Source organism: Micrococcus sp. KRD070 (assembly GCF_017168435.1).
Lineage (GTDB): Bacteria > Actinomycetota > Actinomycetes > Actinomycetales > Micrococcaceae > Micrococcus > Micrococcus luteus.
Window position 1 is genome coordinate 111,604 of record NZ_JABFNH010000022.1, and the last position, 26,621, is coordinate 138,224.

A 26,621-nucleotide genomic window follows, 5' to 3' on the forward strand; every position below is an offset into this window, starting at 1 on the left:
GGCCGGGTGGGGTCAGGCCCCGCCGTCGAGGCCGCGCAGGACCGCGGCCGGGACGAACTCGGCGACGTCGCCGCCGAGTCCATGGACCTCCTTGATGAGCGAGGAGGACACGTGGGTGTACCGGGCGTCGGCCGGGAGGTAGACCGTCTCGACCCCGGTGAGGTGGCGGTTCATCGCGGCCATCGGGGCCTCGAACTCGAGGTCGGCGCCGCCGCGCAGCCCCTTGACGATCGCGTCCGCGCCGATCTGCCGACAGAACTCGGCCAGCAGGCCCGGGCCCATGGGCCGGACCGCGACACCGGCGAGGGAGGACACCGTCGCCTCGATCATGGCGATGCGCTCGTCCACGCTGAAGCGGTACGTCTTGGCCGGGTTGGCGGACACGGCGACCACCACCTCCTCGAAGAGGTTCGCGGCTCGCGCGATCACCTCGACGTGCCCCATGTGGAGGGGATCGAACGAACCAGGGCAGACGGCACGACGCATGGGTGCCAGCCTAGCGGGGGCCGCACCGAGCGGCGACGGACGCCCGTCCGGTCCGGCTCCGGCGCGTCGCGGTCGTGACGGACGCGGCATGCGCCGCCGTGTGCGGTCCGCGGCGATGGGTACAGTGCGGCCATGGACGGAACCCAGCCCACCCCCGGATCGGCACGGCACGACGTCGACGTGGACGCGCCGTGGCGTCGCACGGCGGCGGCCGCGGGCCTGCTCGGTGACGTCGGCCCCGTGCCCACCGTGTTCGAGACGATGACGGGCCTCGCCGTCGAGCACGGGGCCGTGAACCTCGGCCAGGGCTTCCCCGACGCCGACGGCCCCGACGCGCTGCTGCGGCTGGCGGCCGACGCCGTGCTGGCGGGCCCCAACCAGTACGCCCCCGGCACGGGCGACCCCGCGCTGCGGCAGGCCGTCGCGGAGCACCGCCGGCGCCACTGGGGCGTGACGGAGGACCCCGCCACGCAGGTCATGATCACCACGGGTGCCACCGAGGGCATCGCCGCGGCGGTCCTGGCGTTCGTGCGCCCGGGCGACGAGGTCGTCACGGTCGAGCCGTTCTACGACTCGCACGCCGCCACGATCGCCCTGGCCGGCGCCCGGCACGTGAGCGTGCCGGTGGAGGCGCCGGACTTCCTTCCGGACCCGGCGCGGGTGGCCGCGGCGATGACCGACCGCACGCGCCTGCTCATCGTGAACACGCCGCACAACCCCACGGGTGCGGTCTATCCGCGGGAGCTGCTCGAGGAGCTCGTGGCCCTGTGCCGGTCCCGGGGCGTGCTGATCCTCTCGGACGAGGTCTACGACCACCTCGTCTACGAGGGCGAGCACGTCAGCCTGCGCTCGGTCGCGGGCGCCGAGGACATCGCCCTGACGGTCTCCAGCGCGGGCAAGGCGTTCGCCGTCACCGGGTGGAAGGTCGGCTGGCTGACCGGCCCGGCCGAGCTCGTCGGGGCCGCGCGCGCCGTCAAGCAGTTCCTCACCTACTCCTCCGGCCCCGCCTTCCAGCGCGCGCTGGGTGCCTACCTGCCCACCGACGACGCCGAGCGGCACCTCGCCGGCCAGCGCGAGCGGTACCGCGACGCCCGGGATCGGCTCGTGGCGGGCCTGCGCGAGGCGGGCCTGGACCCGGTCGTCCCGGCGGCGGGCTACTTCGTCGTCGTGGACCTCGCCCCGTGGGGTGTGACGGACGCGGCCGAGGCCGCGGTGCGGTGGACGCGTGAGGCCGGCGTCACGGGCATCCCCGTGGGCGCGCTCTGCCGCCCGGACGGGGGCCACCTGCGGTCCTGGCTGCGGCTGGCGTTCTGCAAGTCCCCCGATGCGATCGACGAGGCGATGCGCCGCCTGGCCGATGCGGCCCCACGGCTGCGCGCGCCCTGACCCCCGACGCTTTCGTTGACGAAACGGCGGTCCCCAGAGCATTTTCGTTCGGGAAACGGCGGTCCCCGGAGCACTTGCGTTCGGGAAACGGCGGCCGCCGTGCTCGCGGTTCGGTGCTGAGCACAGTCCGTTCCGCCCTCTCGTCGCCCCAATGAGAACGGGACGAGACGCCGCCGTTTCCCGAACGAAAACGGGCCGAGACGCCGCCGTTTCCCGAACGAAAGCGGGTGGGCGGGGTCAGCGCTCGTCCTGCCAGAGGTACAGGGCGGTCTCGCCGTAGACGCGCACCTCGACCTCCTCGAGGCCGCGCGGCCGGCGCGGCGCCGCGTCCCGGGCCGCCCGCTCGAGCACGAGCAGCCCGCCCGGGGCGAGCCGCTCGGCCGCCGCCTCCACCACGGCCTCGAGCGGGGGGCCGGCCACCGGGTACGGCGGGTCGGCCAGGATCAGGTCCACGGGCGCGGCCTCCGCCGCGAGCGCCTGCTCCACGCTCCCGGCGCGCACGCGCACGACGTCGGCCCCGCGCGCCCGGTTGACCAGCGCGGCGTTCGCGCGGCACGTGGTCACGGCCCTCCGGTCCCGCTCGACCAGCAGCACCGATGCCGCTCCGCGGCTGGCGGCCTCGCACCCCAGGGCGCCGGAGCCGGCGTAGAGGTCGAGCACGGCCGTCCCGTCCAGCCAGTCGCGGGCCTCGAGCCAGGAGAACAGGGCCTCCTTGGTGCGGTCCGTGGTGGGGCGCGTGCCGGTGCCGGGGACGGCGGTCAGGGGCCGCCCGGCGGCCGCGCCGGCGATGATGCGGGACATGGCTCAGCCCTTCTCGAGGTAGTCGGCGGCGGTGAGGTGCTCGGCCTCCCAGCGGGCCACCTCGGCGGCGAGCGCCGGGTGGGCGGAGAGCCCCGGGCCGGCCGCCATGACCTGCGCGACGGCGTCGGCGGCCACGGCGATCAGCGGGGCGTCGGCAATGACGTCCACATGGTGCAACCCCGAGGCCAGCCCGGACTGGGCGGCGCCGAGCACGTCGCCGACGCCGCGCTGGGCGAGGTCCTCCTGCGCGATGCGCATGCCGTCCTGCTCCTGGGCCAGGACCTCGAGCCGGCGCAGCGACGGGTGCCCGTCCGGCAGGCGCGTGGCCAGCAGGCAGACCGCCGCCCCGGGCCCGCGGCCCACGCGGCCGCGCAGCTGGTGCAGGGTGGACAGGCCGAAGTCGTCGGCGTCGAGGATCGCCATGACCGTCGCGTTGGGCACGTCCACGCCCACCTCCACGACGGTGGTCGCCACCAGCACGTCCGTCTCCCCGCGCGCGAAGGCCTGCATCGCCGCGTCCTGCTCGGCCTGGTCCATGCGCCCGTGCACGGCGTCGATCCGCAGCCCCGCCAGCGCCGGGAGACCCCGCAGCCGGGGTGTCATCTCCTCCACGTTGGCGTGACCCGGGTCGGCGTCGTCGGGGTCGATGCGCGGGCACACCACGAACGCCTGGTGGCCGGCCGCCACGTGCTCGGCGATCAGCTCCCACACCCGGCCGATCACGCGCGGGCCGTGGGCCATCCGCGCCACGTGCGTGGTGACCGGCTGACGCCCGGACGGCAGCCCCTCGAGCACCGAGAGGTCCAGGTCGCCGAACACCGTCATCGCCACGGAGCGCGGGATGGGCGTGGCGGACATGACGAGCAGGTGCGTGCCGGGGTTGGCCCGCCGCAGGGCCTCGCGCTGGTCCACGCCGAAGCGGTGCTGCTCGTCGACGACGGCCAGGGCCAGCTCGGCGAAGCCCACCTTCTCGGAGAGCAGGGCGTGCGTCCCCACGGCGATCCCGGCCTCGCCGGAGGCCAGGGCCAGCAGCGCCTCGCGGCGTGCGGCGGTCTTGAGCGAGCCGGTGACCAGCGCGACCCTCGTGGCCGGGCCGTCGCCGGCCCCGAGGGTGCCGGCCTCGGCGAGGGGGCCCATCAGGCGCAGCAGGGCGCGGTGGTGCTGCGCGGCGAGCACCTCGGTGGGCGCCACCAGGGCAGCCTGGCCGCCGGCGTCCACGACCTGCAGCATCGCCCGCAGGGCGACGAGCGTCTTGCCCGCGCCCACGTCCCCCTGCAGCAGCCGGCTCATCGGGGCGTCCCGGGCCAGCTCGGCGGACAGCTGCTCCCCCACCGCCACCTGGCCGGGCGTCAGCGCGAACGGCAGACGGGCGTCGAGGGCCTCGAGCAGGCCCCCGGGCCGCGGCGGGCGGGGCACGGCGGGCACCGCCCGCTCCCGGTCCCGGCGCCAGGCGAGCGCGGCCTGGACGAGCAGCGCCTCACGCAGGGCGAGCGCGGTCCGCGCCGGGCCGGTGGCGGCGACGTCGTGCGGGGCGTGCAGGTCCCGGTACGCCTGGGCGGTGCCCGGCAGCGGCGCGTCCAGGTCGAGCGCCGCGGCGGCCTCCGCGCGGATCCGCTCGGTGAGCAGCTCGGGGATCCGTCCCAGGTCGACCGTCTCGAGCACCCGGGCGACGGCGGAGCGGACCGTCCACGACGGCAGCTTCCCCGTGGCCCGGTAGAGCGGGACCGGTCGCACGTCCACCTCCCCCGGGGCGACGTCGTCGTCCAGAAGGGCGAAGTCCGGGTTGTTCAGCGTGATCCGGCCGCGGTACTCGGTGGTGCGGCCCTGGAACATGGCGGTCATCCCGGGGGCGAGGCGGCGGCGGGCGTCGTGGCCGTTGAAGAAGGCCATGGACAGGCTCGCCCCCGGCACGCCGGCCACGGACGGGTCCGCGACGGTGACGTCCACGATGAACCCGGGCCGGCTGTGCATGCGCCGTGTGGTCACCGACTCCACGACGGCGACGACGGTCACCTCGGCGTCGTAGGGCAACGCGGCGATGGGAGTGAGCTCGCCGCGCTCGATCCAGCGGCGCGGCACGTGGTCCAGCAGGTCCCCGACCGTGGTCAGCCCGAGCTCCTTCTCGAGGCGGGCGGGCAGCTTCCCGCCCAGCACCTCGGACAGGGGCAGGTCGGTGACGGGGGCCTCAGCGGCCATGGCACCCGTCCGGTGCGGCGTCTGCCTGCGACGGCTCGGCCAGGTCGGTGACGGCCAGGCCCTCGACGTCGCCGGCGGCCCGCAGGGGGCCGATCGCGTCCTCGGCGCGGGGCACGTGCACGTGGACCCGCCACGGCACCCGGCCGTGCGCGTCACGGGCGGTCCCGACGGGGGCCAGGATCACGGCGTCCCCCACCTCCGTCAGCCGTCGGCGCAGCTCGGCCGCGGCGAGCGGGGTGAGGGCCAGGGTGCCCATCACCTCGACGGCCCCCTCGGCCGACGCCTCCGCCGCGGCGGCGGGCTCGGCCTCCGCGGCGTGGGCGCCCTCGACGTAGCCGGGGAGGGCGGTGGCCAGCTCCTCGTCCACGGGCGTGCCCGTGACGACGGCGCGCAGCGCCTCGAACACCCAGAGCAGCCCGACGGCGCCGGCGTCCACGACGTGCGCCCGGGTCAGCGGGGCGAGCAACGACTCGGTCTCCTCCACGGCCTGCACGCAGTCGGCCAGCATGAGGGTCACGGCCGGGCCGAGGCGCACGGCCGGGTCCGCGTCGCCGGCCACCGCGGGCGTGTCGGGAGCCTGGGTGGACGAGCGCGCGAGGCTGCGGGCGGCCGCGGAGAGCACCGTGAGGATCGTCCCCTCGCGCGGATCCGACAGGGCCTGCCGGGCGGCCCGGTCGGCGGCTCCGAACGCCGCCGCCAGGGCGAACGCGTCGACGCGCTCCCGGCCGCGCAGGGGCTCGGCCATCCCCGCCAGGCTGACCGCCAGCAGCATGCCCGAGTTGCCCCGGGCCGAGTCCAGCGCGGCCGCCCCCGCGTGCGCGAGCACGGCGCCGGCGTCGTCCTGTGCGGGGCAGGCGTCGGCCGCGGTGCGGGCCGCCGTCAGCGTGGCGAGCATGTTCGTGCCCGTGTCCGCGTCCGGGACCGGGAAGAGGTTCAGGGCGTCGAGTCGCGGCGCGGCCCGGCCCACGAGCTCCTCCGCGAGCGCGAGCCAGTGCCGTACCAGTGACGGCCGGGACGGCGTGCTCACTGCGCGACGGCCTCCCCCAGGGTGCCGGTGCGGATGCCCTCGCCCAGGCGGGCGATCGCCGCCCAGTCCGGCCACACGACGTCCTCGCCGGTGTCCGTATAGCCCACGCCCACGGACGGCACCGTGCTGGTCACGATCGGGGCGTCGCGCGCGTCGCGCAGGGACCACGCCAGGTTCGCGAGGGTGCCGGAGTCGAGCTCGTCGTCGAGGGTCAGGAAGGGGGCGAACTCCTCGACGGCGGCCTGCACGCGGCTCGGGTCCGAGAGGGTGTCCCGCGAGAGGAACGCGGCCACGATGGCCTTGACCAGGCGCTGCTGGTTCTCCACGCGGTCGAAGTCGCTGCGCGGCAGGTTGTACCGTTCCCGCGCGTAGGCCAGGGCCTTGTCCCCGTCCATCTGCACGGTGCCCGCGGGGAAGTCGATGCCGCCGGTCGAGACGAAGGCGGCAGGGTTGTCCACGCTGACGCCGCCCAGGGCGTCCACGAGGCCCTTGAAGCCGGCGAGGTCCACGGCGATCACGTGGTCCACGCGTGCCTGGAACATGTTCTCCGCGGTGGCCACCGTCAGCGGGATGCCGCCGTACTGGTAGGCGGCGTTGACCTTGTGGTCCCCGTGCCCCGGGATCGGCACCCACATGTCACGCATGATGGACATGACCTGGATCTCGCTGCGGTCCCCGGGCACGTGGACCCACATGAGGGTGTCCGATCGGCCGGCGGAGTCACGGCCCTCCGCGCCCGCGTCCTCGCCGACGAGCAGCACGTCGAGGGCCTGCTCGTCCGCCTTCTCGTCCGCGCCCGGGGCGACGGGGCCCTGGGCGCCCTCGGCGGCCTGTTCCGCGTCCATGCCGGGCGGCGGCGCGGTGGGCTGCTGGGCGGACGCCCCCGCGGCGCCCGGGCGGCCCGACTCGGCGGGGAACGCGCCGCCGTCGAAGCGCTGGGTGTCCTGGTCGATGGTCCGGGCGATCCCGCCGACGTACACCGCCGCCGCGATGCCCACGGCCAGCAGTGCCACGAGCACGACCGCCAGGGCGATCAGCCACGGGCGGCGACGACGGCGGCGCCGCCCGACGGCGACGTCCTCCTGCGGGGGGCGGGGGCGGGGGTCCGCGGTGCTGCTCACGTGGGCTCCTGAGGCGGGGACGGGAACGGTCTCGCCCATGCTAGGGCACGGGCCCCCGCGGGTCCCGGCGCCGCGCGTATCCTGGGCGGATGGAATCCCGCCGTCTGCGTCGTCTCGTGCCCCTCCTGACCGCGATCGCCCTCGGCGCCACGGCCTGCACCGGACGGGTGGCCACGGTGGAGGCCGCGCCCCACGCCGCTGACCCGGCGTGTGCCCCGGCCATGGTGGCCATGCCCGACGCCCTGGGCGACCTCGACCTGCGCCCCACCGACAGCCAGGCGACGGCCGTGTGGGGCGACCCGGCCGCCGTCGTCCTGCGCTGCGGCGCCGAGGTCCCCGGCCCCACCACGGACCGCTGCATCTCCGTGGACGGGATCGACTGGGTCGTCCGGGACGAGGACGAGAACTGGCGGATCACCACCTACGGCCGTGACCCGGCCGTGGAGGTGCTGTTCGGCAAGGACCAGGCCAGCTCGGACACCGTGATGGTGGGCCTGTCCTCGGCGGTCGCGCAGATCGAGCCCAGCGGCGGCTGCGTCAGCGTGCAGGACGCCACACCCGTCGGCTGAGACCGGCGCGGGCCGCGTCAGTGCAGGCCGACGCCCCGCTCGAGGGCGAGGTCCAGCAGCTCCGAGATCAGATCGTCGTAGGACAGGCCCGTCCGCTCCCACATGGCCGGGTACATGCTGATGGGCGTGAAGCCCGGCATGGTGTTGATCTCGTTGACCACCCAGCGCCCGTCCGGGGTGAAGAAGAAGTCGCAGCGGCCGAGGCCGGACCCGTCCACGGCCTCGAAGGCGCGGATCGCCAGGGCGCGCAGTCGCTCGATCTCCTCCTCCGGCAGCTCGGCCGGGCAGGACAGCTGGGTGCTGCCGGTGTCCTGGTACTTCGACTCGAAGTCGTAGAACTGCGTCTCGCCCTCGTCGTGGGCCACGACGATCTCCCCCGGCAGCGAGGCGCGCGGGGCGGCGGCGCCGTGCCCGTCGAGGACGGCGCACTCGATCTCGCGGCCGACGATGCCCGCCTCCACCACGACCTTGGGGTCGAAGCGACGGGCCTCCTCGACGGCGGCGCGCAGACCCGCGGGCTCGGTGACGCGGGTGATGCCGAAGGACGAGCCGGCGCGGGCGGGCTTGACGAACAGCGGGTAGGCGAGCGCCCCGGCGCGGGCGAGGGCCGCCTCCGGATCGCGCGCCCAGTCGCGGGCGGTGATGGTCTCCCACGGGCCGACCTCGAGGCCGGCGGCCTGGAAGGCGACCTTCATGAAGTGCTTGTCCATGCCGACCGCGGAGGCGAGCACGCCGCAGCCCACGTAGGGCAGACCCAGCGACTCGAACATGCCCTGGAGGGTGCCGTCCTCGCCCCAGGGGCCGTGCAGCAGCGGGAACACGACGTCCACCGGGCCCAGCGAGGAGCCGTCGGCCGCGGTCAGCTCGACGGTGCCGTCCGGCAGGGCGCGCAGGCTCACCGGGGCCTCGGGCTCCGGCACCTCCGGCAGGGCGTCGCCGTCCAGGCGGAACGAGGCCACGTCCAGCTCGTCGTGCGACCACAGGCCGGAGCGGGCCACACCCACCGGCACGACGTCCCAGCGCTGACGGTCGGCCGCGTGCAGCACGCCCGCCGCGGTCACGCAGCTGATGGGGTGCTCGCTCGAGCGGCCGCCGAAGAGCAGGAGCACGCGGGGACGCGCGTCGGCGGCGGCCTCCGGGGCGGGGGTGGCGGTCATGCGGTGCGTCCTTCCGACTTCAGGTCACGGGCGAGCAGCAGCTCGGCGAGGCGGTCCACGGCCACGTCCCCGGCGACCACCCGGTCCATCAGCTCGCTGATGGGCATCTCCACACCGTGGGCGCGGGCGGCGTGCACGATGGCGGAGACGGACTTGATGCCCTCGGCCGTCTGGCTCATGGCGGCCACCGCCTCCTCCGCGCTGAGGCCGGTGCCGATGTGGCGGCCGGCCGTGCGGTTGCGGGAGAGGGGCGAGGCGCACGTGGCCACGAGGTCGCCCAGGCCGGCGAGCCCGGCCATGGTGGCCGGGTCGCCGCCGAGCGCGACGGCCAGCCGGGTGGTCTCGGCCAGGCCCCGGGTGATGACGGAGGCCTTGGAGTTGTCCCCCAGCCCCTGCCCGTCGCAGATGCCCACGGCGAGCGCGATGACGTTCTTCACCACACCGCCGATCTCCACGCCCACGACGTCGGTGTTCGTGTAGGGCCGGAAGGTCCGGCCGGCCGTGAGGGCGGCGATGCGCTCCGCCGTCGCGCGCGAGGCCGAGGCGACCACCGTGGCGGTGGGCTCGCCGCGCGCGATCTCGAGGGCGAGGTTGGGTCCGGAGACCACCGCGAACCGGTCCGGGCTGAGGCCCAGCTCCTCCGCGCAGACCTGCGACATCCGCGCGTCGGTGCCGCGCTCGAGGCCCTTGACGAGGGAGACCACGACGGCGTCCGGGGCCAGGTCGGCGCGCACGGCGTGCAGGGTCTCGCGCACGTGCTGCGCGGGCACGGCCACCACCACGACGCCGGCGCCCCGGACCGCCTCGGCGGCGTCGGTGACGGCGCGCACGCAGGTGGGCAGGGTGATGCCGGGCAGGTACTCGGGGTTCTCGTGTCGCTCGGTGATGGCCTCGGCGACCTCGGCCCGCCGGGACCACATCACGATCTCGGACGCGCGGGCGGACTCGGGGCTGGTGCTCAGGCCCAGGACGCGGGCGAAGGCCGACCCCCAGCTGCCGGCCCCGAGGACGGCGACGGTGCGTGGATCGCTCATGCCCCGGTCACCCGCGCTCCGGTCGTGGGGTCCCAGCGGCCCTCCGGGGCCGGTTCTCCGCGCAGCTCGGCGACCAGGTCGGTGATCGCGGCCATCATGCGGCCGGTGCCCTCGCGCAGGGTCGCCGCCGTCACGGGGCGGTCCCGCAGGTCCGCGAGGTCGACGGGCGCGCCGACCCGGATCCGGGCGGTCTTGCGCGGGAGGACGCGGAGGGAGCGGCCGCCGTACGGCAGCAGCTCCTGGATGCCCCACTGACCGACGGGGATGAGCGGGGCGCCGGTCTGCAGGGCGAGGCGCACGGCCCCGTTGCGCCCGGCCATGGGCCAGCCGTCGGGATCGCGGGTGACGGTGCCCTCCGGGTAGACGATGATCGCCCGGCCCGTGGCGACGGCCTCGCGGGCGGCGGCGAGCGAGCGGCCGCCGTCGCGGGTGCGCTCGACCGGGATCATGCGGGTGGCCTCGAGGACCTGCTTGAGCACGGGCACCTTCCAGAGCTCGGCCTTGGCGAGGAAGGTCGGCAGCAGGCCCTGGTTGTACACCATGTGGGCCACGGAGAGCGGGTCCACCTCCGAGATGTGGTTGACGGCGAGGATCGCGCCGGTCTCGGGCAGGTGCTCGGTCCCCTCCCACACCTGGCGGACGAGGGCCCGCATCGCCGGTCGCACGATCACCCCCGGGATCACGTAGGGGGCCCGCGCGGCACGCGTCGGACGACCCCCCGCGGCGGCAGGGCTCTGCGCGTCCACGCCGCTCACCGGTCGCGTTCGGTCAGCTCGACGTCGGCGCCGAGGCCCTCGAGCTTCGCCATGAAGTGCTCGTAGCCGCGGTTGATGATCTCCAGGCCCGTCGCCGTGGAGGTGCCCTCGGCGGTGAGGGCGGCGATCAGGTGGGAGAAGCCGCCGCGCAGGTCCGGGATGTCGAACTCGACGCCGTGCAGCGGCTTCGGGCCGGAGATCACGGCCGAGTGCAGGAAGTTGCGCTGACCGAAGCGGCACGGCACGGAGCCGAGGCACTCGCGGTGCAGCTGGATGGAGGCGCCCATCCGCACGAGGGCGTCGGTGAAGCCGAAGCGGTTCTCGTACACGGTCTCGTGCACGATGGAGACCCCCTTGGCCTGGGTCAGCGCCACCACGAGGGGCTGCTGCCAGTCGGTCATGAAGCCGGGGTGCACGTCCGTCTCGAGCACGAGCGGGTTGAGATCGCCGCCGGCGTGCCAGAACCGGATGCCGTCGTCGACGACGTCGAACTCGCCGCCGATCTTGCGGTAGGTGTTCAGGAACGCCGTCAGGTCGCGCTGCTCGGCGCCGCGGACGTAGATGTCCCCGCGGGTGGCCAGGGCGGCGGAGGCCCACGAGGCGGACTCGTTGCGGTCGGGCAGCGCGATGTGGTTGTAGCCGCGCATCTCGCTCACGCCCTCGATGCGGATGGTGCGGTCCGTCTGCACGGTGATGATCGCGCCCATCTTCTGCAGGACGGCGATGAGGTCGTGGATCTCCGGCTCGACGGCGGCGCCCTTGAGCTCGGTGATGCCCTCGGCCTTCACGGCGGTCAGCAGCACCTGCTCGGTGGCTCCGACGGAGGGGTACGGCAGCTCGAGCTTGGCGCCGTGCAGACCCTTGGGGGCGGAGATGGAGATGCCGCCCGGGCGCTTGTCCACGACGGCGCCGAAGTTGCGCAGCACGGCCAGGTGGTAGTCGATCGGGCGGTCGCCGATCTTGCAGCCGCCGAGGTCGGGGATGAAGGCCTCCCCGATCGCGTGCATGAGCGGGCCGCAGAAGAGGATCGGGATGCGCGAGTCGCCGGCGTGGGCGTCGATCTCGGCGGTCAGGGCCGACTTCACCCCGGCCGGGTCCATCGTGATCCGCCCGGTCTCCTTGTCCCACTCCACGGACACGCCGTGGATCTCGAGGAGGGAGCTGACGACGTCCACGTCCTTGATCTCGGGGATGTTCCGGAGCACGGACGGCGAGTTGCCGAGCAGGGCGGCCACCATGGCCTTGGGCACCAGGTTCTTGGCGCCGCGCACGGTCACCTCACCGGTCAGCGGCTTGCCGCCATGGATGGTCAAGAGCTTCGCCATGCGCGTCCTTCCTCAGCGCGGCCGCAGGGCCACGGTCTCGGCCACTCCGCCGGAGCGGGGAGGTCTCTGAACGGGACCGCCCGCCGCGTGCGGCGGGCGGTCCCGGAATCGACTCCCAGCATAGGGCGTCGCCGGGCACGCGCGGCAATGGTGCGCTCCCGGCGCCGGCCGGTCAGCCGGCCGTGCGGGCCGGCAGGGTGGTGGGCTTGTACGCGGGGCGGTCCGCCTCATAGGCATCGATCTCGGCCTGGTGCCCCAGGGTGACGGCGATGTCGTCCAGGCCCTCGAGCAGCCGGCGACGGGTGTCGTCGTCGATCTGGAAGGGGGCGGTCACATCCCCGCACTCGACGGTGCGTGTGACGAGGTCCACGGTGACCGTGGTCCCGGGACGGTTCTCCAGCTCCTTCCAGATGCGCTCGACGTCCTCCTGCTCCACCTGAGCCGCGACGAGCCCCTGCTTGGCGGAGTTGCCGCGGAAGATGTCCGCGAAGCGCGGGGAGATCACGGCGCGGAAGCCGTAGTCCTTGAGCGCCCACACGGCATGTTCGCGCGAGGAGCCGGTGCCGAAGTCGGAGCCCGCCACGAGCACGGTGCCCCCGCTGAACGGCTCGGTGTTCAGGATGAAGTCGGGGTCCTGGCGCCAGCCGGCGAACAGGGCGTCCTCGAAGCCCGTGCGGGAGATCCGCTTGAGGTACACGGCCGGGATGATCTGGTCCGTGTCCACGTTCGAGGCGCGCAGCGGCACGCCGACGCCGGTGTGGGTGGTGAACTTCTCCATGGCTCAGGCCTCCTGGAGGGTGAGGGCGGGCAGGTCGGACGGGCTGGCGAGGCGGCCCAGCACGGCGGTGGCCGCGGCGACCACCGGGGACACCAGGTGGGTGCGCCCGCCCTTGCCCTGCCGGCCCTCGAAGTTGCGGTTGGAGGTGGACGCGCAGCGCTCCCCCGGGGCGAGCTGGTCCGGGTTCATGCCCAGGCACATGGAGCAGCCGGCGAACCGCCACTCGGCCCCGAAGTCCTCGAACACCCTGTCCAGGCCCTCGTCCATGGCCTGCAGACGCACGCGCGCCGAGCCCGGCACGACCATGACGCGCAGCCCCTCGGCCTTGCGCCGGCCCCGGACGACCTCGGCGAACGCCCGCAGGTCCTCGATGCGGGAGTTGGTGCACGAGCCCATGAAGACGGTGTCGACCTCGACCTGCTTCATCGGCGTGCCGGGGGCCAGGTCCATGTAGGACAGCGCCTTGCGGGCCGCCTCCTGGGCCACCGGGTCGGTGAAGTCCTCGGGCGCGGGGACGGTGTCGTTCAGGCTCACGCCCTGACCCGGGTTGGTGCCCCACGTGACGAACGGCTCCAGCGTGTCCGCGTCGATGACCACCTCGGCGTCGAACTCCGCGCCCTCATCCGTGGCGAGGGTGCGCCAGTGCTCGACGGCGGCGTCCCAGTCGGCGCCCTCGGGGGCATGGGGCCGTCCCTTCAGGTAGGCGAAGGTGGTCTCGTCCGGGGCGACCATGCCGGCGCGGGCGCCGGCCTCGATGGACATGTTGCAGATGGTCATCCGGCCCTCCATGGAGAGGTTCCGGATGGCCTCACCGCGGTACTCGAGCACGAAGCCCTGGCCCCCGCCCGTGCCGATCTTCGCGATGACCGCGAGGATGATGTCCTTGGCCGTCACACCCGGGCGCAGCGTGCCGTCCACGGTGACCGCCATGGTCTTGAAGGGCTTCAGCGGCAGGGTCTGGGTCGCCAGGACGTGCTCGACCTCGGAGGTGCCGATGCCGAACGCCAGGGCGCCGAACGCACCGTGGGTGGAGGTGTGGGAGTCGCCGCAGACCACGGTGAGGCCGGGCTGGGTCAGGCCCAGCTGGGGGCCGACGACGTGAACGATGCCCTGCTCGGCGTCGCCCAACGGGTGCAGGCGGACGCCGAACTCGGCGCAGTTGGCCCGCAGGGTCTCGATCTGGGTGCGCGAGGTGGGATCCGCGATCGGCTGGTCGATGTCCAGCGTCGGGGTGTTGTGGTCCTCCGTGGCGATGGTCAGGTCGGGCCGACGCACCGGACGCCCGGCCAGACGCAGCCCCTCGAAGGCCTGCGGGCTCGTCACCTCGTGCACGAGGTGCAGGTCGATGTAGAGCAGGTCGGGGGTGCGGGAGGCGCCCTCGCCCTCGCCGCGCACCACCACGTGCTCGTCCCAGACCTTCTCGGCCAGCGTCCTGGGCCGCGTCGTCGCCGTCGTCATGTGCCGCACCTTCCTGCTCACGCACCTGTCAGTCGTCGCCCGGCGCGGGGCGCCGGTGCTCACGGACCACTGTGGGGCGCGGCGGGGCTGTTCTCGACCACGCGGCGCGATATTCCACATCGTGAGATGTCGTCTCACATGCCGGACGCGGCGGAGGCCGGCCCGGTCGCGCACGTCGCGCGCCGACATCCCCGGCCGTCCGCGCAGTGAGACGACTACGATCACCCCATGACCACCGAGCCCGTGCGCCCGCCCACCGAGGACGACCTCATCGGCCCCTCGCTCCACCGGCATCCCAGCGGTGTCGGCGTGGTGGACAAGTCGGTGGCGATCCTTGACGCGCTCGAGTCCGGCCCGGCCACGCTCGCCCAGCTCGTCATCGCCACCGGGATCGCGCGGCCCACGCTGCACCGGCTCGCGGCCGCCCTCACGCACCACCGCATGGTGGGCAAGGACCTGCAGGGCCGCTACGTGCTGGGCACCCGCCTCGCCGAGCTCGCCTCCGCCGCCGGCGAGGACCGGCTCACCACGGCCTCCGGCCCGGTGCTGCTGTGGCTGCGCGACGCCACGGGCGAGAGCGCCCAGGTGTTCCGTCGGCAGGCGGACTCCCGCGTGTGCGTGGCCAGCGCGGAGCGGCCCTGGGGCCTGCGCGACACCATCCCCGTGGGCGCTCGCATGTCCATGAAGGCCGGCTCCGCCGCGCAGGTGCTCCTGGCCTGGGAGGACCACGAGCGGCTCGTCGAGGGGCTGGCCGGCGCCGTGTTCACACCCACCGTCCTCGCGGCGGTGCGGCGGCGCGGCTGGGCCCAGTCCCTGGCCGAGCGCGAGCCCGGGGTCGCCTCGGTGTCGGCGCCGGTGCGCGGTCCCAGCGGCCGCGTCATCGCGGCGGTCTCGATCTCCGGCCCCCTCGAGCGGCTCTCCCGACAGCCGGGCCGGCTGCACGCGGACGCCGTCGTCTCCGCCGCGACGCGGCTCACCGAGCTCATCCGCGCCGGCGAGGCCTGAGGCCCGCCCGCGCCACCGACGGGACGCGCCGCCGAGACACCCCGTTCTTCCCGCGTTCACCCGCGGGGCCTAGCGTCAGCCAGGTCCCCGACCGCCGCCCCCGCACCACCGAGGAGTCCGCCGTGACCGAGACGACCGCGCCCGCCGCCCCCGCCGAGCAGGAGGCCGCGCCGCGGCTGTCCGTGATCGGCACGGGCTATCTGGGCGCCACGCACGCCGCGTGCATGGCCGAGCTGGGCTTCGAGGTCCTCGGCGTGGACGTGGACCCGGCCAAGATCGAGCGCCTGGCCCGCGGCGAGGTGCCCTTCCACGAACCCGGCCTGCCCGAGCTGCTGCGCACCCACGTCGCCTCCGGGCGGCTGCGCTTCACCACGGACGTCGCGGAGGCGGCCCGCTGGGCGGACGTCCACTTCATCGGCGTCGGCACCCCGCAGAAGGTGGGCGAGACCGCGGCGGACCTGAGCTATGTGGACGCCGCCGTCGCCTCCCTCGCTGCGGCGATCGACCGCGACGCGCTGATCGTCGGCAAGTCGACCGTGCCCGTGGGCACCGCGCGCCGCCTGGCCGAGCTCGTGCGCACCGTGCGCGCCGAGGCCGGACTGCCGGGCGAGGTCGAGCTCGCATGGAACCCCGAGTTCCTCCGGGAGGGCTTCGCCGTGAGGGACACGCTCACCCCGGACCGCCTCGTCATCGGCACGCACGGGCCCCGCGCCGAGGGCATCCTGCGCCGCGTCTACGCGCGGCAGCTCGCCGCCGACACCCCGTGGATCAGCACGGACCTCGAGACGGCCGAGCTGGTGAAGGTGGCCGCCAACGCCTTCCTGGCCACGAAGATCTCGTTCATCAACGCGTTCTCGGAGATCACCGAGAACGTGGGCGGGGACATCGGCACCCTCGCGGACGCGATCGGCCACGACGCGCGGATCGGACGCCGGTTCCTCAACGCGGGCGTGGGCTTCGGGGGCGGCTGCCTGCCCAAGGACATCCGCGCGCTCCAGGCCCGCGTCTCCGAGCTGGGCCTGGACCGGACCATGCGGTTCCTGGCGGAGGTGGATGACATCAACCTGCGCCGCCGCGACCGCGTGGTGGACCTGGCGGTGCAGGTGCTCTCCGCGGCTCGCGACGGCCGCATCCGCCGGGCCGAGGCCTCCGGGCCCGCCCCCACCCCGGCGAGCGTGCAGGTGCTCAACGGCACGCGGATCGCCGTGCTGGGCGTCACGTTCAAGCCGGACTCCGACGACGTCCGGGACTCCCCCGCCCTCGACGTCGCCAACCGTCTCTACACGGCCGGCGCCGACGTCCGGGTGTACGACCCGGAGGGCAACGCCAACGCGGCCGCCCGCTTCCCGCGGCTCGACTACGTGGACTCGCTCGAGGCGGCCGTGGACGGCGCCGAGCTGACCCTGCTGCTGACCGAGTGGCGCCAGTTCCGCGAGATGGATCCGGACGCCGTGGGCGCACGCGTGGCCTCCCGCCTGCTGATCGACGGGCGCAACGTCCTGGACGTCGCCGCGTGGCGCGAGCACGGGTGGGACGTCATCGGCCTCGGCCACCGCTTCGACCCGGAGCGACTCCTCCGCGCGGCCTGACCCGCCCGCGGACCCCGGCCCGGGCGTTCAGCCGGCGAACGGGTCCCAGCCGGACCCGGACAGGGGCCGGTGCCCGGCCGGCGGCCGGGCCCCGGCCGGCACGAGCCGGCCGATCCGCGTGAACCCCCGGGGCAGCTCGGTCTCGGGCCACGCCAGCCCCAGGAGGCCGTAGTCCTCGCCCCCGCCGGTCACGAGCGCCTCCGGGCTGGCCCCGGCCAGGGCGGCCACGCGGCGCAGGGGTGCGGCGGCCTCCGCCAGCCAGGCCTCGTCCAGCCACGGTGCCGGCGCGGGGCCGGCCCCGCCGGTGGCGGCCGCCATGCGGTGCGCGTCCTTGCCCAGGCCGTCGGAGACGTCCATGAGGGTGAGCAGGCCGGCCGTCACCGCGGCGGGCCCGAGGGCCAGCGGCGGGCGGGGTCGCAGCTGGGCGCGGACGGCGCGGGCGAGCTCCCGCGGTGACGGCCGGTCGGCGGCGGGGAGGGCGTCCGCCCGTCGCTCCAGCTCCGCGCGGTCGGTGAGCAGCAGGGTGAGCCCGGCGGCGGCCCACCCCGGCCCCGGAGGCGCGGCGGCCCGGGGACCTCCCGGCACCGCCTGGGCATGGACGAGGTCGGCGCCCTCGGCGAGCACGCGGTCCCGGTCCGCCGCGGCCGGCGTGCGGCACAGCACGCCGCCGGGGTGCGGGTCCCCGAGCACCGTCACCGCGGCGTGGACCCGTCCGCCGGTGCCCAGGTCGCCCCCGGCCACCCGGCAGTCCGGCGCGCCGAGGTGACGCACCGCGCCCACGATGCCCGCGGCGAACGACCGCACCCAGGCGACCGGCGTCGTCGGCGGCAGGGTGAGGGCGGTGACGAGCGCGGAGGCGGTCCCGCCCATCGCGTTGACGTCCGAGAGGTTCTGGGCGACGGCCTTCCAGCCGGCGTCGTGGCCGCGGGTGCGGGGGCCGGCGGGCCAGCGGGGCAGGAAGTCCGTGCCCTCCCCCATCGCGTCCGTGGAGATGAGCGTCCCACCGCAGGGCGCCGGCACGAGGGCGGCGTCGTCGCCCGGGGCGACGGTGCCGGCGGGCCAGTGGCCGTCCCGGACGGCGGGAGCGAGCCCGGTCAGGACGACCTCCAGCAGCTCGGCCTCCGTGAGGTCGCCGACGGTCGCCCCCGCCGCAGCCGCGGGGTCGCGCACCGTCACCGGCGGCCCCGCCGGACCGGGACGCCGGAGGCCCGGGCGAGGGCGTCGCGGAAGGCGTGGAAGCGCTCCACCTCGGCGCGCACCGGGTCGACGACGAGCCGCCGGCCGACGTCGGTGGTCGCCTCCTCGAGGCGGCGGCGTGCGCGACGTCCCCGCGCCGCGGCGGTCCACCGGGTCAGGGGGATCGCCAGCAGGGCCAGCAGCACACCGAGCGCGAGGCCGCCGACGAGCAGCAGCGTCGGGAGGGGGAAGCCCTCGACCGTGGGGGCTCGGCGTCCACCTGGGGGACGTCGACGAAGGGGGCGGGGGCGTTCTCGGACACGGGAGCGGTGGCGTCAGTCATGATGCCCCGAGTCTACGCGGGGGCCCGGACGCCGTCGTCGGGCGCCTGCGTCAGCGGCGGAAGACGGTGGCGAGGATGCCGATGCCCTCGACCTCGGCCTCGACGCGCTGGCCCTCCTGGACCGTCCCGACCCCGCCCGGGGTGCCGGTCAGGATCACGTCGCCGGGCAGGAGGGTGAACATCTCCGAGGCCGCGGCCACGAGCTCGCGGACGCCGAAGACCATGTCCGCGGTCGTGCCGTCCTGGCGGGTCTCACCGTCGAGGCGGGACGTGATGCGCAGGCCGCCGGTCGGCTCCACGTCCAGCTCGGTCTCGATCCACGGGCCCAGCGGGCAGGCGCCGTCGAAGCCCTTGGCGCGGGCCCACTGCAGGTCGGTGCGCTGGGCGTCGCGGGCGGTGAGGTCGTTGCCCACGGTGTAGCCGAACACGACGTCGTCCACGCGGCTCACCGGCACGTCCTTGCAGATGGTGCCGATGACGACGGCGAGCTCGGCCTCGTAGGAGACCTCGTCCGACCAGCTCGGCAGGGTCACGGGCTCGTTCGGACCCACGACGGCGGTGTTCGGCTTGAGGAAGAACTGCGGCGAGGCGGGGACCTCGTTGCCGAGCTCCTTCGCGTGGTCGGCCCAGTTGCGGCCGACGCCCACGATCTTCGAGCGCGGGATGATCGGGGCCACGAGGCGCACGTCCTCGAGGCGGTGCGTGGTGCCGGTGGGCTGGATCCCGTGGAAGAACGGGTCGCCCTGCAGGGCGGTGATGCTCAGCTCGGCGGGGTCGGCGTCGGCCGGGCCCTCCACGATGCCGTAGGTCGGTTCGGCCTGGTCCACGAAACGGGCGATGCGCATGGCCGCCAGCCTAGTGGGTGAGCGGCGGGCGCCGTCGCCGGACACCCCACCCGATGCCGACCCCGCTGACGTCGCGAGCCAGACGATTCGGCCGCGGCGGACGGCCTGAGGAGACCGATTCGTCTGGCTCGCGGGCGGATTCGTCTGGCTCAGCGGGGTGCGGCGCGGGGTGCCGGGCGGAGCGGGTCGAGACCGCTCAGCAGCAGCGGCTGCCCGGATTGGCCTCCTGGCGCGCGTACTCGGCCCGCCAGAATTCCCGCTCGGTCATCGGTGCCCGCCCCGGGTGGTGGGCCCGGTGATGGGCCACGTAGGCGTCGTACTTCCCCTCACCGGAGAGCTGGCGGACCCACCAGCGCGCCCGGGCCCACACCCCGGGCCGTGACGGGCCGGCCGGGCCCTCCGCGGTGGAGGGCCCGGCCGGCGTCGCGCGCGGATCGGCCACGTCAGTGACCCCGCACCGGCTGCCGGTCCGCCGGCAGGGCGTCCCACTGCCGCTGCAGCTCCTTCTCCTCGGCCGTGGCGAACAGGCCGGCCGGGGCGAAGCGCCGCGAGGGCACGTACGGGTCCTGGTGGTCGACGACCTCCGTGGACCGGAACGCGCGCACCGTGGCGAGCACCGACGTCGTGATGACGATCAGCGCCAACACCAGGAAGACGACGGAGAGCGTGCCCTGGATGAAGGTGTTGCGGACCACGGCCTCCATGGCCGGCACGGACTTCGCGGCGCCGAAGCTCGTCTTCCCCGCCGCCAGCGCGTCCTGGAACGCGCGATGCTGCGCCCAGTAGCCCACCGCCGGGATGGAGGAGAAGATCTTCTGGAACGACGCCACGGTGGTGACCACGGTGATGAACGCCAGCGGCAGCGCCACGATCCACAGGCCCCGGAAGTCCCGGCGGCGCGCGACGATCGTCAGGACGACGGCGAGCGCGATCGCCGCGAGCAGCTGGTTGGCGATGCCGAACAGCGGGAACAGCGTGTTGATGCCGCCCAGCGGATCGGTGACGCCCATGATCAGCACGGCGCCCCACGCGGCCACCATGATAGCCGTGCAGACCCACGCGCCCACGCGCCACGAGGTGTCCTTGAAGCGCGGGACCACGTTGCCCAGGGAGTCCTGGAGCATGAACCGGGCCACGCGGGTGCCGGCGTCGACGGCGGTGAGGATGAACAGCGCCTCGAACATGATCGCGAAGTGGTACCAGAAGCCCATGAGCGCGTCGCCGCCCACGAGCTGGCCCATGATGTGCGCCAGGCCGACCGCGAGGGTGGGGGCGCCGCCGGTGCGGGAGACCACGGTCTCCTCGCCCACGAGGTCGGCCAGGTGGGTCAGGTCCCCGGGGGTGAGGTTCACGCCGGCCAGGCCGAGGCCCATGACGAAGTCGACGGCGGTCTCCGGGGTGCCGCCGGTGAGGGCGGCCGGGGAGTTCATGGCGAAGTAGATGCCGCGGTCGAGCGAGACGGCGGCCACGAGCGCCATGATGGCCACGAAGGCCTCCATGAGCATGCCGCCGTAGCCGATGAAGCGGGTCTGCCGCTCCTTCTCCACCATCTTGGGCGTCGTGCCCGAGGCGATCAGCGCGTGGAAGCCGGAGAGCGCACCGCACGCGATGGTGACGAACAGGAACGGGAACAGCGAACCGGGCCACACCGGGCCGGTCTGGCCCGAGGCGAACTCGGAGAACGCGGGGGTGCCGATGCGCGGCTGCACGACGACGATGGCCAGCGCGAGACCGGCGATCACGCCGATCTTCATGAAGGTGGACAGGTAGTCGCGCGGAGCGAGCAGCAGCCACACGGGCAGCACGGCCGCGACGAACCCGTAGATGATCACGGCCCAGGCGATGGTGGTGCGGTCCAGGGTGAACAGGGCCGCGCCCCACTCGGTCCCGGCCACCCAGCCGCCGCCGATGATGGCCGCCAGGAGCAGGACGAACCCGATCACGGAGATCTCGGTGATGCGGCCCGGGCGGATCCAGCGCAGGTACACGCCCATGAAGAGCGCGATCGGGATGGTCATGGCCACGGAGAACACGCCCCACGGGGACTCGCCCAGGGCGTTGACCACCACGAGGGCCAGGATGGCCGTGATGATCACCATGATCAGCAGGGTCGCGACGATCGCGGCGGTGCCCCCGACGCGGCCCAGCTCGTCCCGGGCCATCTGGCCGAGCGAGCGGCCGCCGCGGCGCATCGAGAAGAACAGGACGAGGTAGTCCTGGACCGCGCCGGCCAGGATCACGCCGACGATGATCCAGATGGTGCCGGGCAGGTAGCCCATCTGCGCGGCGAGCACGGGGCCCACGAGCGGACCGGCGCCGGCGATGGCCGCGAAGTGGTGGCCGTAGAGCACGCGGCGGTCGGTGGCCACGTAGTCCCGGCCGTCGGCCCGGTACTCGGCCGGGGTGGCGCGGGTGTCGTCCGGGTGGACGATCATGCGCTCGACGTACTTCGAGTAGAAGCGGTAGCCGATCGCGAACGTCGCCACGGCGGCGAACACGAACCAGATCGCGTTGATCGTCTCGCCGCGGTGCAGGGCGAGCATGGTCCAGGCGACGCCGCCGAGCAGGGCGACGGCCACCCAGACGGCGATCTTCGCGGGCGTCCAGCGGGGCCGGCCGGCGGCCTCGGTGGGCGGGAGGTCTTCCGGCGTCGTGGCCGGGAGTGGGGCGCCCTCGGCGGCCGCGGAGGAGCGGTGCGAGCTCACGGGGGTCTCCGTTCGTGGGGTGGGGTCAGACGAGGCGGTGCAGCCAGCCGTGGCGGTCCTCGACGCGCCCGGTCTGGATGCCCTCGAGCTCGGTGCGGATCTTCAGGGCCACGTCGGCCCCGCCGGCGGACTCGATCACGTCGTCGCCGTCGAGCAGACGGCCGATCGGGGTCACGACGGCGGCCGTGCCGCACGCGAAGACCTCGGTGATCTCGCCCGAGCGGACGCCCTCGGCCCACTCGGCGAGGGTGACGCGACGCTCCTCGACGGTCAGGCCCATGTCCCGGCCGAGCTGGAGGATCGAGGAGCGGGTGACGCCCTCGAGGATCGTGCCGGTGAGCGCCGGGGTGACGAGTCGGCCGTCGGCGTGCACGAAGAACACGTTCATGCCGCCGAGCTCCTCGATCGCGTCGTCGTTGTACTGGTCGAGGAACACGACCTGGTCGGCGCCCTGGGCCGCGGCCTGCAGCTGGGGCAGCAGCGAGGCGGCGTAGTTGCCGCCGGTCTTGGCCGCGCCCATGCCGCCCTTGCCGGCGCGGGCGTAGTCGCGCGAGACCCAGATGGTCACCGGCTTGAGCTCGCCGCCGAAGTAGTTGCCGGCCGGGGAGGCGATCACCATGTACCGCACCTGCCGGGCCGGGCGGACGCCGAGGAACGCCTCGGAGGCGAACATGAAGGGGCGCAGGTAGAGGGACTGGCCCGGGCCGGTGGGCACCCAGGCCCGGTCCGCCTCGAGCTGGGCCCGCAGCGAGCCGAGGAACAGCTCCTCGGGCAGCTCCGGCAGGGCCAGGCGGCGGGCGGAGCGGTTCAGGCGGGCCGCGTTGGCCTCGGGACGGAACGTCCACACCGACCCGTCCTCGTGCCGGTAGGCCTTCAGCCCCTCGAAGATCTCCTGGCCGTAGTGCAGCACCGCGGCCGCGGGGTCCAGGGACAGCGGTCCGTAGGGCTCCACGCGGGCGTCATGCCACGCGCCGCCGTCCTCGTCCCAGGTCCAGTCGATCGAGACCATGTGGTCCGTGAAGACGTTGCCGAAACCGGGGTCCTGGAGGATCTCGACGCGCTGCTGATCGGACATCGGGGACAGATGCGGTTGCCGCGTGAACACGGTCTCGGACACGGTGGGATCACTCCTCGTGACGGTGGCAGATGGGGACGGCTCCGGTGCCGGGCACGACGCGCGGGTGCCACGGCGCCGGGCGTGGCACACGCCACAGGCCGTCGCCCCATCCTAGACCCGGCGTCGACGCGCCGGGCCCGCGCGTCAGACCCGCGCGACGACGTCGGCGCCCACCTCGGCGGTGGTGCCCCGCGCGCCCTCCACGCGGTCCTTCAGGTGCGCCCACACCGCGGTGCGCACGCGCGCCGCGGCGCCGGTCTCGCCCACGTGCTCGAGCAGCAGGGCGGCGGAGAGGATGGCGGCCACGGGGTCGGCGATCCCCTGGCCCGCGATGTCCGGAGCGGAGCCGTGGACCGGCTCGAACATCGACGGCGCCGTGCCCTCGACGTTGATGTTGCCGGAGGCCGCGAGCCCGATGCCGCCGGTCACGGCGGCGGCCAGGTCCGTGATGATGTCCCCGAACAGGTTGTCCGTCACGATGACGTCGAAGCGGGCCGGGTCCGTCGCCAGGAAGATCATGGCGGCGTCGACGTGCATGTAGTCCCAGGTGACCGCGGGGAAGTCGGCCGCCACGGATTCCACGGTGCGGCGCCACAGGTGGCCGGCGTGGACCAGGACGTTGTGCTTGTGCACGAGCGTGAGGCGCTTGCGCTCGCCCGCGTCGGCGCGACGGAAGGCGTCCTCGACGACGCGGCGCACGCCGAACGCCGTGTTCACGGAGACCTCCGTGGCGATCTCGTGCGGGGTGTCCACGCGGATCGCACCGCCGTTGCCCACGTACGGCCCCTCCGTGCCCTCGCGCACCACGGTGAAGTCGATCTCGCCGGGCGCGGCCAGGGGGCTGACGGCGCCGGGCAGCAGGGTGGCCGGGCGCAGGTTCACGCCGTGGTCCAGCGCGAAGCGCAGCTTGAGCAGCATGCCGCGCTCGATCAGCCCGGACGGGATGCGCTCGTCCCCGGGCGCGGCGCCGACGGCCCCGAACAGGATCGCGTCGTGGCGGCGAAGGGACTCGAGGACCTCGTCCGTGAGCGCCTCGCCGGTCTCGAGCCAGTGCTCCGCACCCAGCGGATACGGGGTGAGCCGGGCCTCCGGACGCCCCTCGGCACGCAGCGCCGCCTGCAGGACGGCGGCGGCCTGGTCGGTGACCTCGGGGCCGATGCCGTCGCCGCCGATGACGGCGATGTCCAAGGGGTCTGCGGAGCTGCGTGTGGTCTCGGTCATGGCCCTCAGGCTACGCGCGGCACGCGTGAGGACCACATCGTGTGACACCCGGTCTCACCCTCCGGACGGACTCAGTCCTCGGCGGGCTCCTCGTGCCGCGGGAAGACCGGCTGCGGGGCGGGCAGCGGGGTGCCGGGGACCAGGTCCTCGTGGAACGCGGCGAAGGACCGCGGGCCGGTGCCGGACGCGCCGGTGCGGCCGGCGTCGCCCTCGGCGGGGACGCCGAGCAGGTCCAGCAGCCGCGAGGCCGAGCCGGGCATCACCGGCTGCGCGAGCAGGGCCACCCGGCGCACGGCCTGCAACGTCACGTACAGCACCGTGCGCATGCGCGGCTCGTCCGTCTTGCGCAGCACCCACGGGGCCTGGTCCGCGAAGTAGGCGTTGATCTCACCGAGCACGCGCCAGGTCTCCTCGAGCGCGTCGTGGAAGTCCTGCACCGCGTACGCGGACCGGGAGCGCTCCAGCAGGGCGTCGACCTGGGCCAGGACGGCGCGGTCCGCCTCGGTGAACTCGCCCGGCTCGGGCACGGCGGCGCCGCAGTTCTTGGCCACCATGGACAGCGAGCGCTGGGCGAGGTTGCCGAGGTTGTTGGCCAGGTCCGCGTTCTTGCGGCTCACCACGGCCTCGTGGCTGTAGGAGCCGTCCGCGCCGAACGGGAACTCGCGCAGCAGGAAGAAGCGAATGGCGTCCAGGCCGTACCGGGCCACCCATTCCCGCGGGTGCACCACGTTGCCCAGGGACTTGGACATCTTGGCCCCGTTGTTGTTCAGGAAGCCATGGATCATGACGCGGCGCGGCAGCTCAAGGCCGGCCGACATGAGGAACGCGGGCCAGAAGATGCAGTGGAACCGGGAGATGTCCTTGCCGATCACGTGCAGGTCCGCCGGCCAGTAGCGCGCGAACGCCTCCGGGTCCTCCGCCGGCCAGCCCGCGCCGGTGAGGTAGTTCGTCAACGCGTCGACCCAGACGTAGGTGACGTGGTCGGCGCGCCGGTCGGCGTCGGCGGCGTCGGGGTCCGCGGGCGCCGGCAGGTCGATGCCCCACTGGAAGGAGGTCCGGGAGATGGACAGGTCCTCGAGCCCGGCCTCCACGAAGCGGATGACCTCGTTGAAGCGGTACCGGGGGGCGGCGAAGTCCGGGTGCTCGCGGTAGTGGTCCAGCAGCGGCTGCTGGTACTTGGACAGGCGGAAGAAATAGGACTCCTCCTCCGTCCACGTCACCTCGGTGCCGGTCTCGACGGCGCGGCGCACCCCGTCCTGACCCACCTCGGTCTCGTCCTCGCCGAAGTAGCGTTCGTCCCGCACGGAGTACCAGCCGGCGTAGGAGCCGAGGTAGATGTCCCCGTTGGCCTCCATCCGCCGCCAGATCTCGCGGACGGCCTCGGCGTGGTCCGTGTCCGTGGTGCGGATGAAGCGGTCGTAGGAGATGTCCAGGACGTCGTCGTCCATCTCCTTGAAGACGGCGGCGTTGCGCGTGGCCAGCTCGAGGGCGCTCACGCCCTGCTGCTGCGCCGTCTGCTCCATCTTCTGGCCGTGCTCGTCCGTGCCGGTCAGGAAGCGCACGTCCCGCCCGTCGAGCCGCTGGAAGCGGGCCATCGCGTCCGAGGCGATGTACTCGTAGGCGTGGCCGATGTGCGGCTCGCCGTTCGGGTAGGAGATGGCCGTGGTCAGGTAGTACGGGGCGCGGGCGTCAGTCACAGTCGTCGAGTCTAGCCGCGGGGCCGGGGCCCGCGCCGAGGACGACGTCGTCCGCGCCGGCGTCCGGGACGCCGTCGGCGGTCACCTGCAGATGGCCCGGCGCAGGCCGCAGGTGGAGGTGGGCCCACGGGGCCACCACGAGCACGGACGCCCCGATCATCTCGGTCAGCTCCTCCGCGTGGGTCGCCACGTGGTAGGCCAGGGTGCTGCGCCCGATCCCGAAGACGAGCGGCACCGCCTCGAGGACGATCGCGCCGAAGAAGAACACCGCGCCGCCCGCCACCGTCAGCGCTCGGGCCCGGCGGGGCAGGGCGACGGTGCACAGCGCGAGCAGCCCGAGGACGACGATCGCGGCCGGCGCGCCGAGGATGAGCCACTGGAACGCGGGCAGCGGGTTCTCCCCCGCGAACGGCAGGACCTCCCACAGCTGGCCGGCCTGCTCGTGGAGCTGCGTCGATTCGTCCAGGCTCATGGGGCCGCCAGCAGGGCCGCGGGGGTCAGCCACGCGAGCAGGCTCGGCCGCCGGTCCGCCCCCAGGGCGCGGCGCACGAGACCCACCGTGGTGAAGCCCGCGGCCCCCAGCAGGAGCAGGCCCGAGCTCCACCACGCGGTGAGGTTGGCCTCGTGGTTCACGTCGAAGACTTCGCGCCACCACGGCACCTGCCGCGGGCCCAGCCCGAACACGAAGGGGAGGGCGAACGACCAGGCGGCGAGCAGGACACTGACGCCGATCAGCCCGCCCGCCGCGCGCCGGGCCCAGCGGCCCTGCACGCCCGGAGGCGTGGCGGGGCGGGCTGCTGCGGCGCGCGCGGTCGGGGCGGGTGCGGGGC

The 26,621-nt window shown here is 74.4% G+C and carries 24 protein-coding genes and 1 pseudogene; 4 read left to right on the top strand and 21 right to left on the bottom strand.

Annotated elements, in window-relative coordinates:
- Positions 1-12: 12 nt before the first annotated feature.
- Positions 13-486, bottom strand: a complete 474-nt coding sequence (gene coaD / locus J1M38_RS08195) for a pantetheine-phosphate adenylyltransferase (RefSeq protein WP_060974363.1) — start codon at positions 484-486, stop codon at positions 13-15.
- A 132-nt stretch (positions 487-618) separates the two neighbouring features.
- Between coaD and J1M38_RS08200 the strand changes: the two genes are divergently transcribed.
- Positions 619-1,872 carry an aminotransferase class I/II-fold pyridoxal phosphate-dependent enzyme gene (locus J1M38_RS08200; RefSeq protein ID WP_102708330.1) on the top strand — a complete coding sequence of 418 codons (1,254 nt, stop codon included), beginning with the start codon at positions 619-621 and terminating at the stop codon, positions 1,870-1,872.
- Positions 1,873-2,109: 237 nt separating this feature from the next.
- Here the strand turns inward: J1M38_RS08200 and rsmD are convergent, their stop codons facing one another.
- From rsmD to J1M38_RS12055, 4 genes are read right to left on the bottom strand one after another with little or no spacing between them, the layout of a single operon-like run.
- Positions 2,110-2,673, bottom strand: coding sequence for a 16S rRNA (guanine(966)-N(2))-methyltransferase RsmD (gene rsmD, locus J1M38_RS08205; RefSeq protein ID WP_101965541.1), 564 nt, complete (start codon positions 2,671-2,673; stop codon positions 2,110-2,112).
- Between the two features lie 3 nt (positions 2,674-2,676).
- Positions 2,677-4,869, bottom strand: a complete 2,193-nt coding sequence (locus J1M38_RS08210) for an ATP-dependent DNA helicase RecG (protein WP_036312904.1) — start codon at positions 4,867-4,869, stop codon at positions 2,677-2,679.
- The gene (locus J1M38_RS08215) at positions 4,859-5,896 is read right to left on the bottom strand and encodes a DAK2 domain-containing protein (protein WP_206481326.1); all 1,038 of its coding nucleotides are present in this window, start codon (positions 5,894-5,896) and stop codon (positions 4,859-4,861) included. The genes J1M38_RS08210 and J1M38_RS08215 overlap by 11 nt, the downstream gene beginning before the upstream one ends.
- The gene (locus J1M38_RS12055; RefSeq protein ID WP_044659163.1) at positions 5,893-7,017 is read right to left on the bottom strand and encodes an LCP family protein; all 1,125 of its coding nucleotides are present in this window, start codon (positions 7,015-7,017) and stop codon (positions 5,893-5,895) included. The genes J1M38_RS08215 and J1M38_RS12055 overlap by 4 nt, the downstream gene beginning before the upstream one ends.
- 89 nt (positions 7,018-7,106) lie before the next feature.
- On the opposite strand from J1M38_RS12055, the gene J1M38_RS08225 reads away from it, so the two are divergent.
- Positions 7,107-7,586, top strand: coding sequence for a DUF3515 family protein (locus J1M38_RS08225; protein WP_044659164.1), 480 nt, complete (start codon positions 7,107-7,109; stop codon positions 7,584-7,586).
- A gap of 17 nt (positions 7,587-7,603) precedes the next feature.
- Here J1M38_RS08225 and J1M38_RS08230 read toward each other — a convergent pair whose 3' ends face one another.
- The 6 genes from J1M38_RS08230 to leuC all read right to left on the bottom strand — a co-directional run bounded on the left by J1M38_RS08230 (position 7,604) and on the right by leuC (position 14,093).
- The gene (locus J1M38_RS08230; RefSeq protein ID WP_044659165.1) at positions 7,604-8,743 is read right to left on the bottom strand and encodes a D-alanine--D-alanine ligase family protein; all 1,140 of its coding nucleotides are present in this window, start codon (positions 8,741-8,743) and stop codon (positions 7,604-7,606) included.
- Complete coding sequence (locus tag J1M38_RS08235) at positions 8,740-9,777, bottom strand: NAD(P)H-dependent glycerol-3-phosphate dehydrogenase (protein WP_044659166.1); 1,038 nt, start codon at positions 9,775-9,777, stop codon at positions 8,740-8,742. The genes J1M38_RS08230 and J1M38_RS08235 overlap by 4 nt, the downstream gene beginning before the upstream one ends.
- Positions 9,774-10,448, bottom strand: coding sequence for a 1-acyl-sn-glycerol-3-phosphate acyltransferase (locus tag J1M38_RS08240; RefSeq protein ID WP_036334718.1), 675 nt, complete (start codon positions 10,446-10,448; stop codon positions 9,774-9,776). The genes J1M38_RS08235 and J1M38_RS08240 overlap by 4 nt, the downstream gene beginning before the upstream one ends.
- Before the next feature lie 80 nt (positions 10,449-10,528).
- Positions 10,529-11,857, bottom strand: coding sequence for a UDP-N-acetylglucosamine 1-carboxyvinyltransferase (murA, locus tag J1M38_RS08245; RefSeq protein ID WP_113913886.1), 1,329 nt, complete (start codon positions 11,855-11,857; stop codon positions 10,529-10,531).
- 172 nt (positions 11,858-12,029) lie between these two features.
- Positions 12,030-12,635, bottom strand: a complete 606-nt coding sequence (gene leuD, locus J1M38_RS08250; protein WP_010078962.1) for a 3-isopropylmalate dehydratase small subunit — start codon at positions 12,633-12,635, stop codon at positions 12,030-12,032.
- Between the two features lie 3 nt (positions 12,636-12,638).
- Positions 12,639-14,093, bottom strand: coding sequence for a 3-isopropylmalate dehydratase large subunit (gene leuC, locus J1M38_RS08255; protein ID WP_036312922.1), 1,455 nt, complete (start codon positions 14,091-14,093; stop codon positions 12,639-12,641).
- Positions 14,094-14,321: 228 nt separating this feature from the next.
- Between leuC and J1M38_RS08260 the strand changes: the two genes are divergently transcribed.
- Both J1M38_RS08260 and J1M38_RS08265 read left to right on the top strand, forming a co-directional pair.
- Positions 14,322-15,098, top strand: coding sequence for an IclR family transcriptional regulator (locus tag J1M38_RS08260; RefSeq protein ID WP_078026043.1), 777 nt, complete (start codon positions 14,322-14,324; stop codon positions 15,096-15,098).
- Positions 15,099-15,220: 122 nt separating this feature from the next.
- Positions 15,221-16,687: a UDP-glucose/GDP-mannose dehydrogenase family protein gene (locus J1M38_RS08265; protein ID WP_134416631.1), complete on the top strand. Its 1,467-nt coding sequence runs from the start codon at positions 15,221-15,223 to the stop codon at positions 16,685-16,687.
- A gap of 27 nt (positions 16,688-16,714) precedes the next feature.
- Here the strand turns inward: J1M38_RS08265 and J1M38_RS08270 are convergent, their stop codons facing one another.
- The 10 genes and pseudogenes from J1M38_RS08270 to J1M38_RS12065 form a co-directional block, all read right to left on the bottom strand.
- Positions 16,715-17,863, bottom strand: coding sequence for a thiamine-phosphate kinase (locus tag J1M38_RS08270; protein WP_206481327.1), 1,149 nt, complete (start codon positions 17,861-17,863; stop codon positions 16,715-16,717).
- Complete coding sequence (locus J1M38_RS08275) at positions 17,860-18,069, bottom strand: hypothetical protein (RefSeq protein ID WP_241246561.1); 210 nt, start codon at positions 18,067-18,069, stop codon at positions 17,860-17,862. The genes J1M38_RS08270 and J1M38_RS08275 overlap by 4 nt, the downstream gene beginning before the upstream one ends.
- Before the next feature lie 187 nt (positions 18,070-18,256).
- Positions 18,257-19,051: a fumarylacetoacetate hydrolase family protein gene (locus J1M38_RS08280; protein WP_122054200.1), complete on the bottom strand. Its 795-nt coding sequence runs from the start codon at positions 19,049-19,051 to the stop codon at positions 18,257-18,259.
- A 196-nt stretch (positions 19,052-19,247) separates the two neighbouring features.
- Complete coding sequence (locus J1M38_RS08285) at positions 19,248-19,493, bottom strand: YbdD/YjiX family protein (protein WP_206481487.1); 246 nt, start codon at positions 19,491-19,493, stop codon at positions 19,248-19,250.
- Between the two features lies 1 nt (position 19,494).
- Positions 19,495-21,756 carry a carbon starvation CstA family protein gene (locus J1M38_RS08290; protein WP_144786186.1) on the bottom strand — a complete coding sequence of 754 codons (2,262 nt, stop codon included), beginning with the start codon at positions 21,754-21,756 and terminating at the stop codon, positions 19,495-19,497.
- A 25-nt stretch (positions 21,757-21,781) separates the two neighbouring features.
- A complete protein-coding gene (locus J1M38_RS08295; RefSeq protein ID WP_144820201.1) occupies positions 21,782-22,873 on the bottom strand; it encodes a branched-chain amino acid aminotransferase in 1,092 nt (363 codons plus the stop codon).
- Positions 22,874-23,017: 144 nt separating this feature from the next.
- Positions 23,018-24,094 (bottom strand): 3-isopropylmalate dehydrogenase, encoded by a 1,077-nt coding sequence (locus J1M38_RS08300; RefSeq protein WP_065573664.1) that lies wholly within the window; start codon positions 24,092-24,094, stop codon positions 23,018-23,020.
- Positions 24,095-24,165: 71 nt separating this feature from the next.
- Positions 24,166-25,791 (bottom strand): methionine--tRNA ligase, encoded by a 1,626-nt coding sequence (gene metG / locus J1M38_RS08305; protein ID WP_063190343.1) that lies wholly within the window; start codon positions 25,789-25,791, stop codon positions 24,166-24,168.
- Entirely contained in the window at positions 25,784-26,263 is a 480-nt protein-coding gene (locus J1M38_RS12060) for a hypothetical protein (RefSeq protein ID WP_230259828.1), read from the bottom strand. The genes metG and J1M38_RS12060 overlap by 8 nt, the downstream gene beginning before the upstream one ends.
- Positions 26,260-26,621 (bottom strand): annotated as a pseudogene (locus J1M38_RS12065) (hypothetical protein); the annotation flags it as partial. The gene J1M38_RS12060 and the pseudogene J1M38_RS12065, both read right to left, overlap by 4 nt.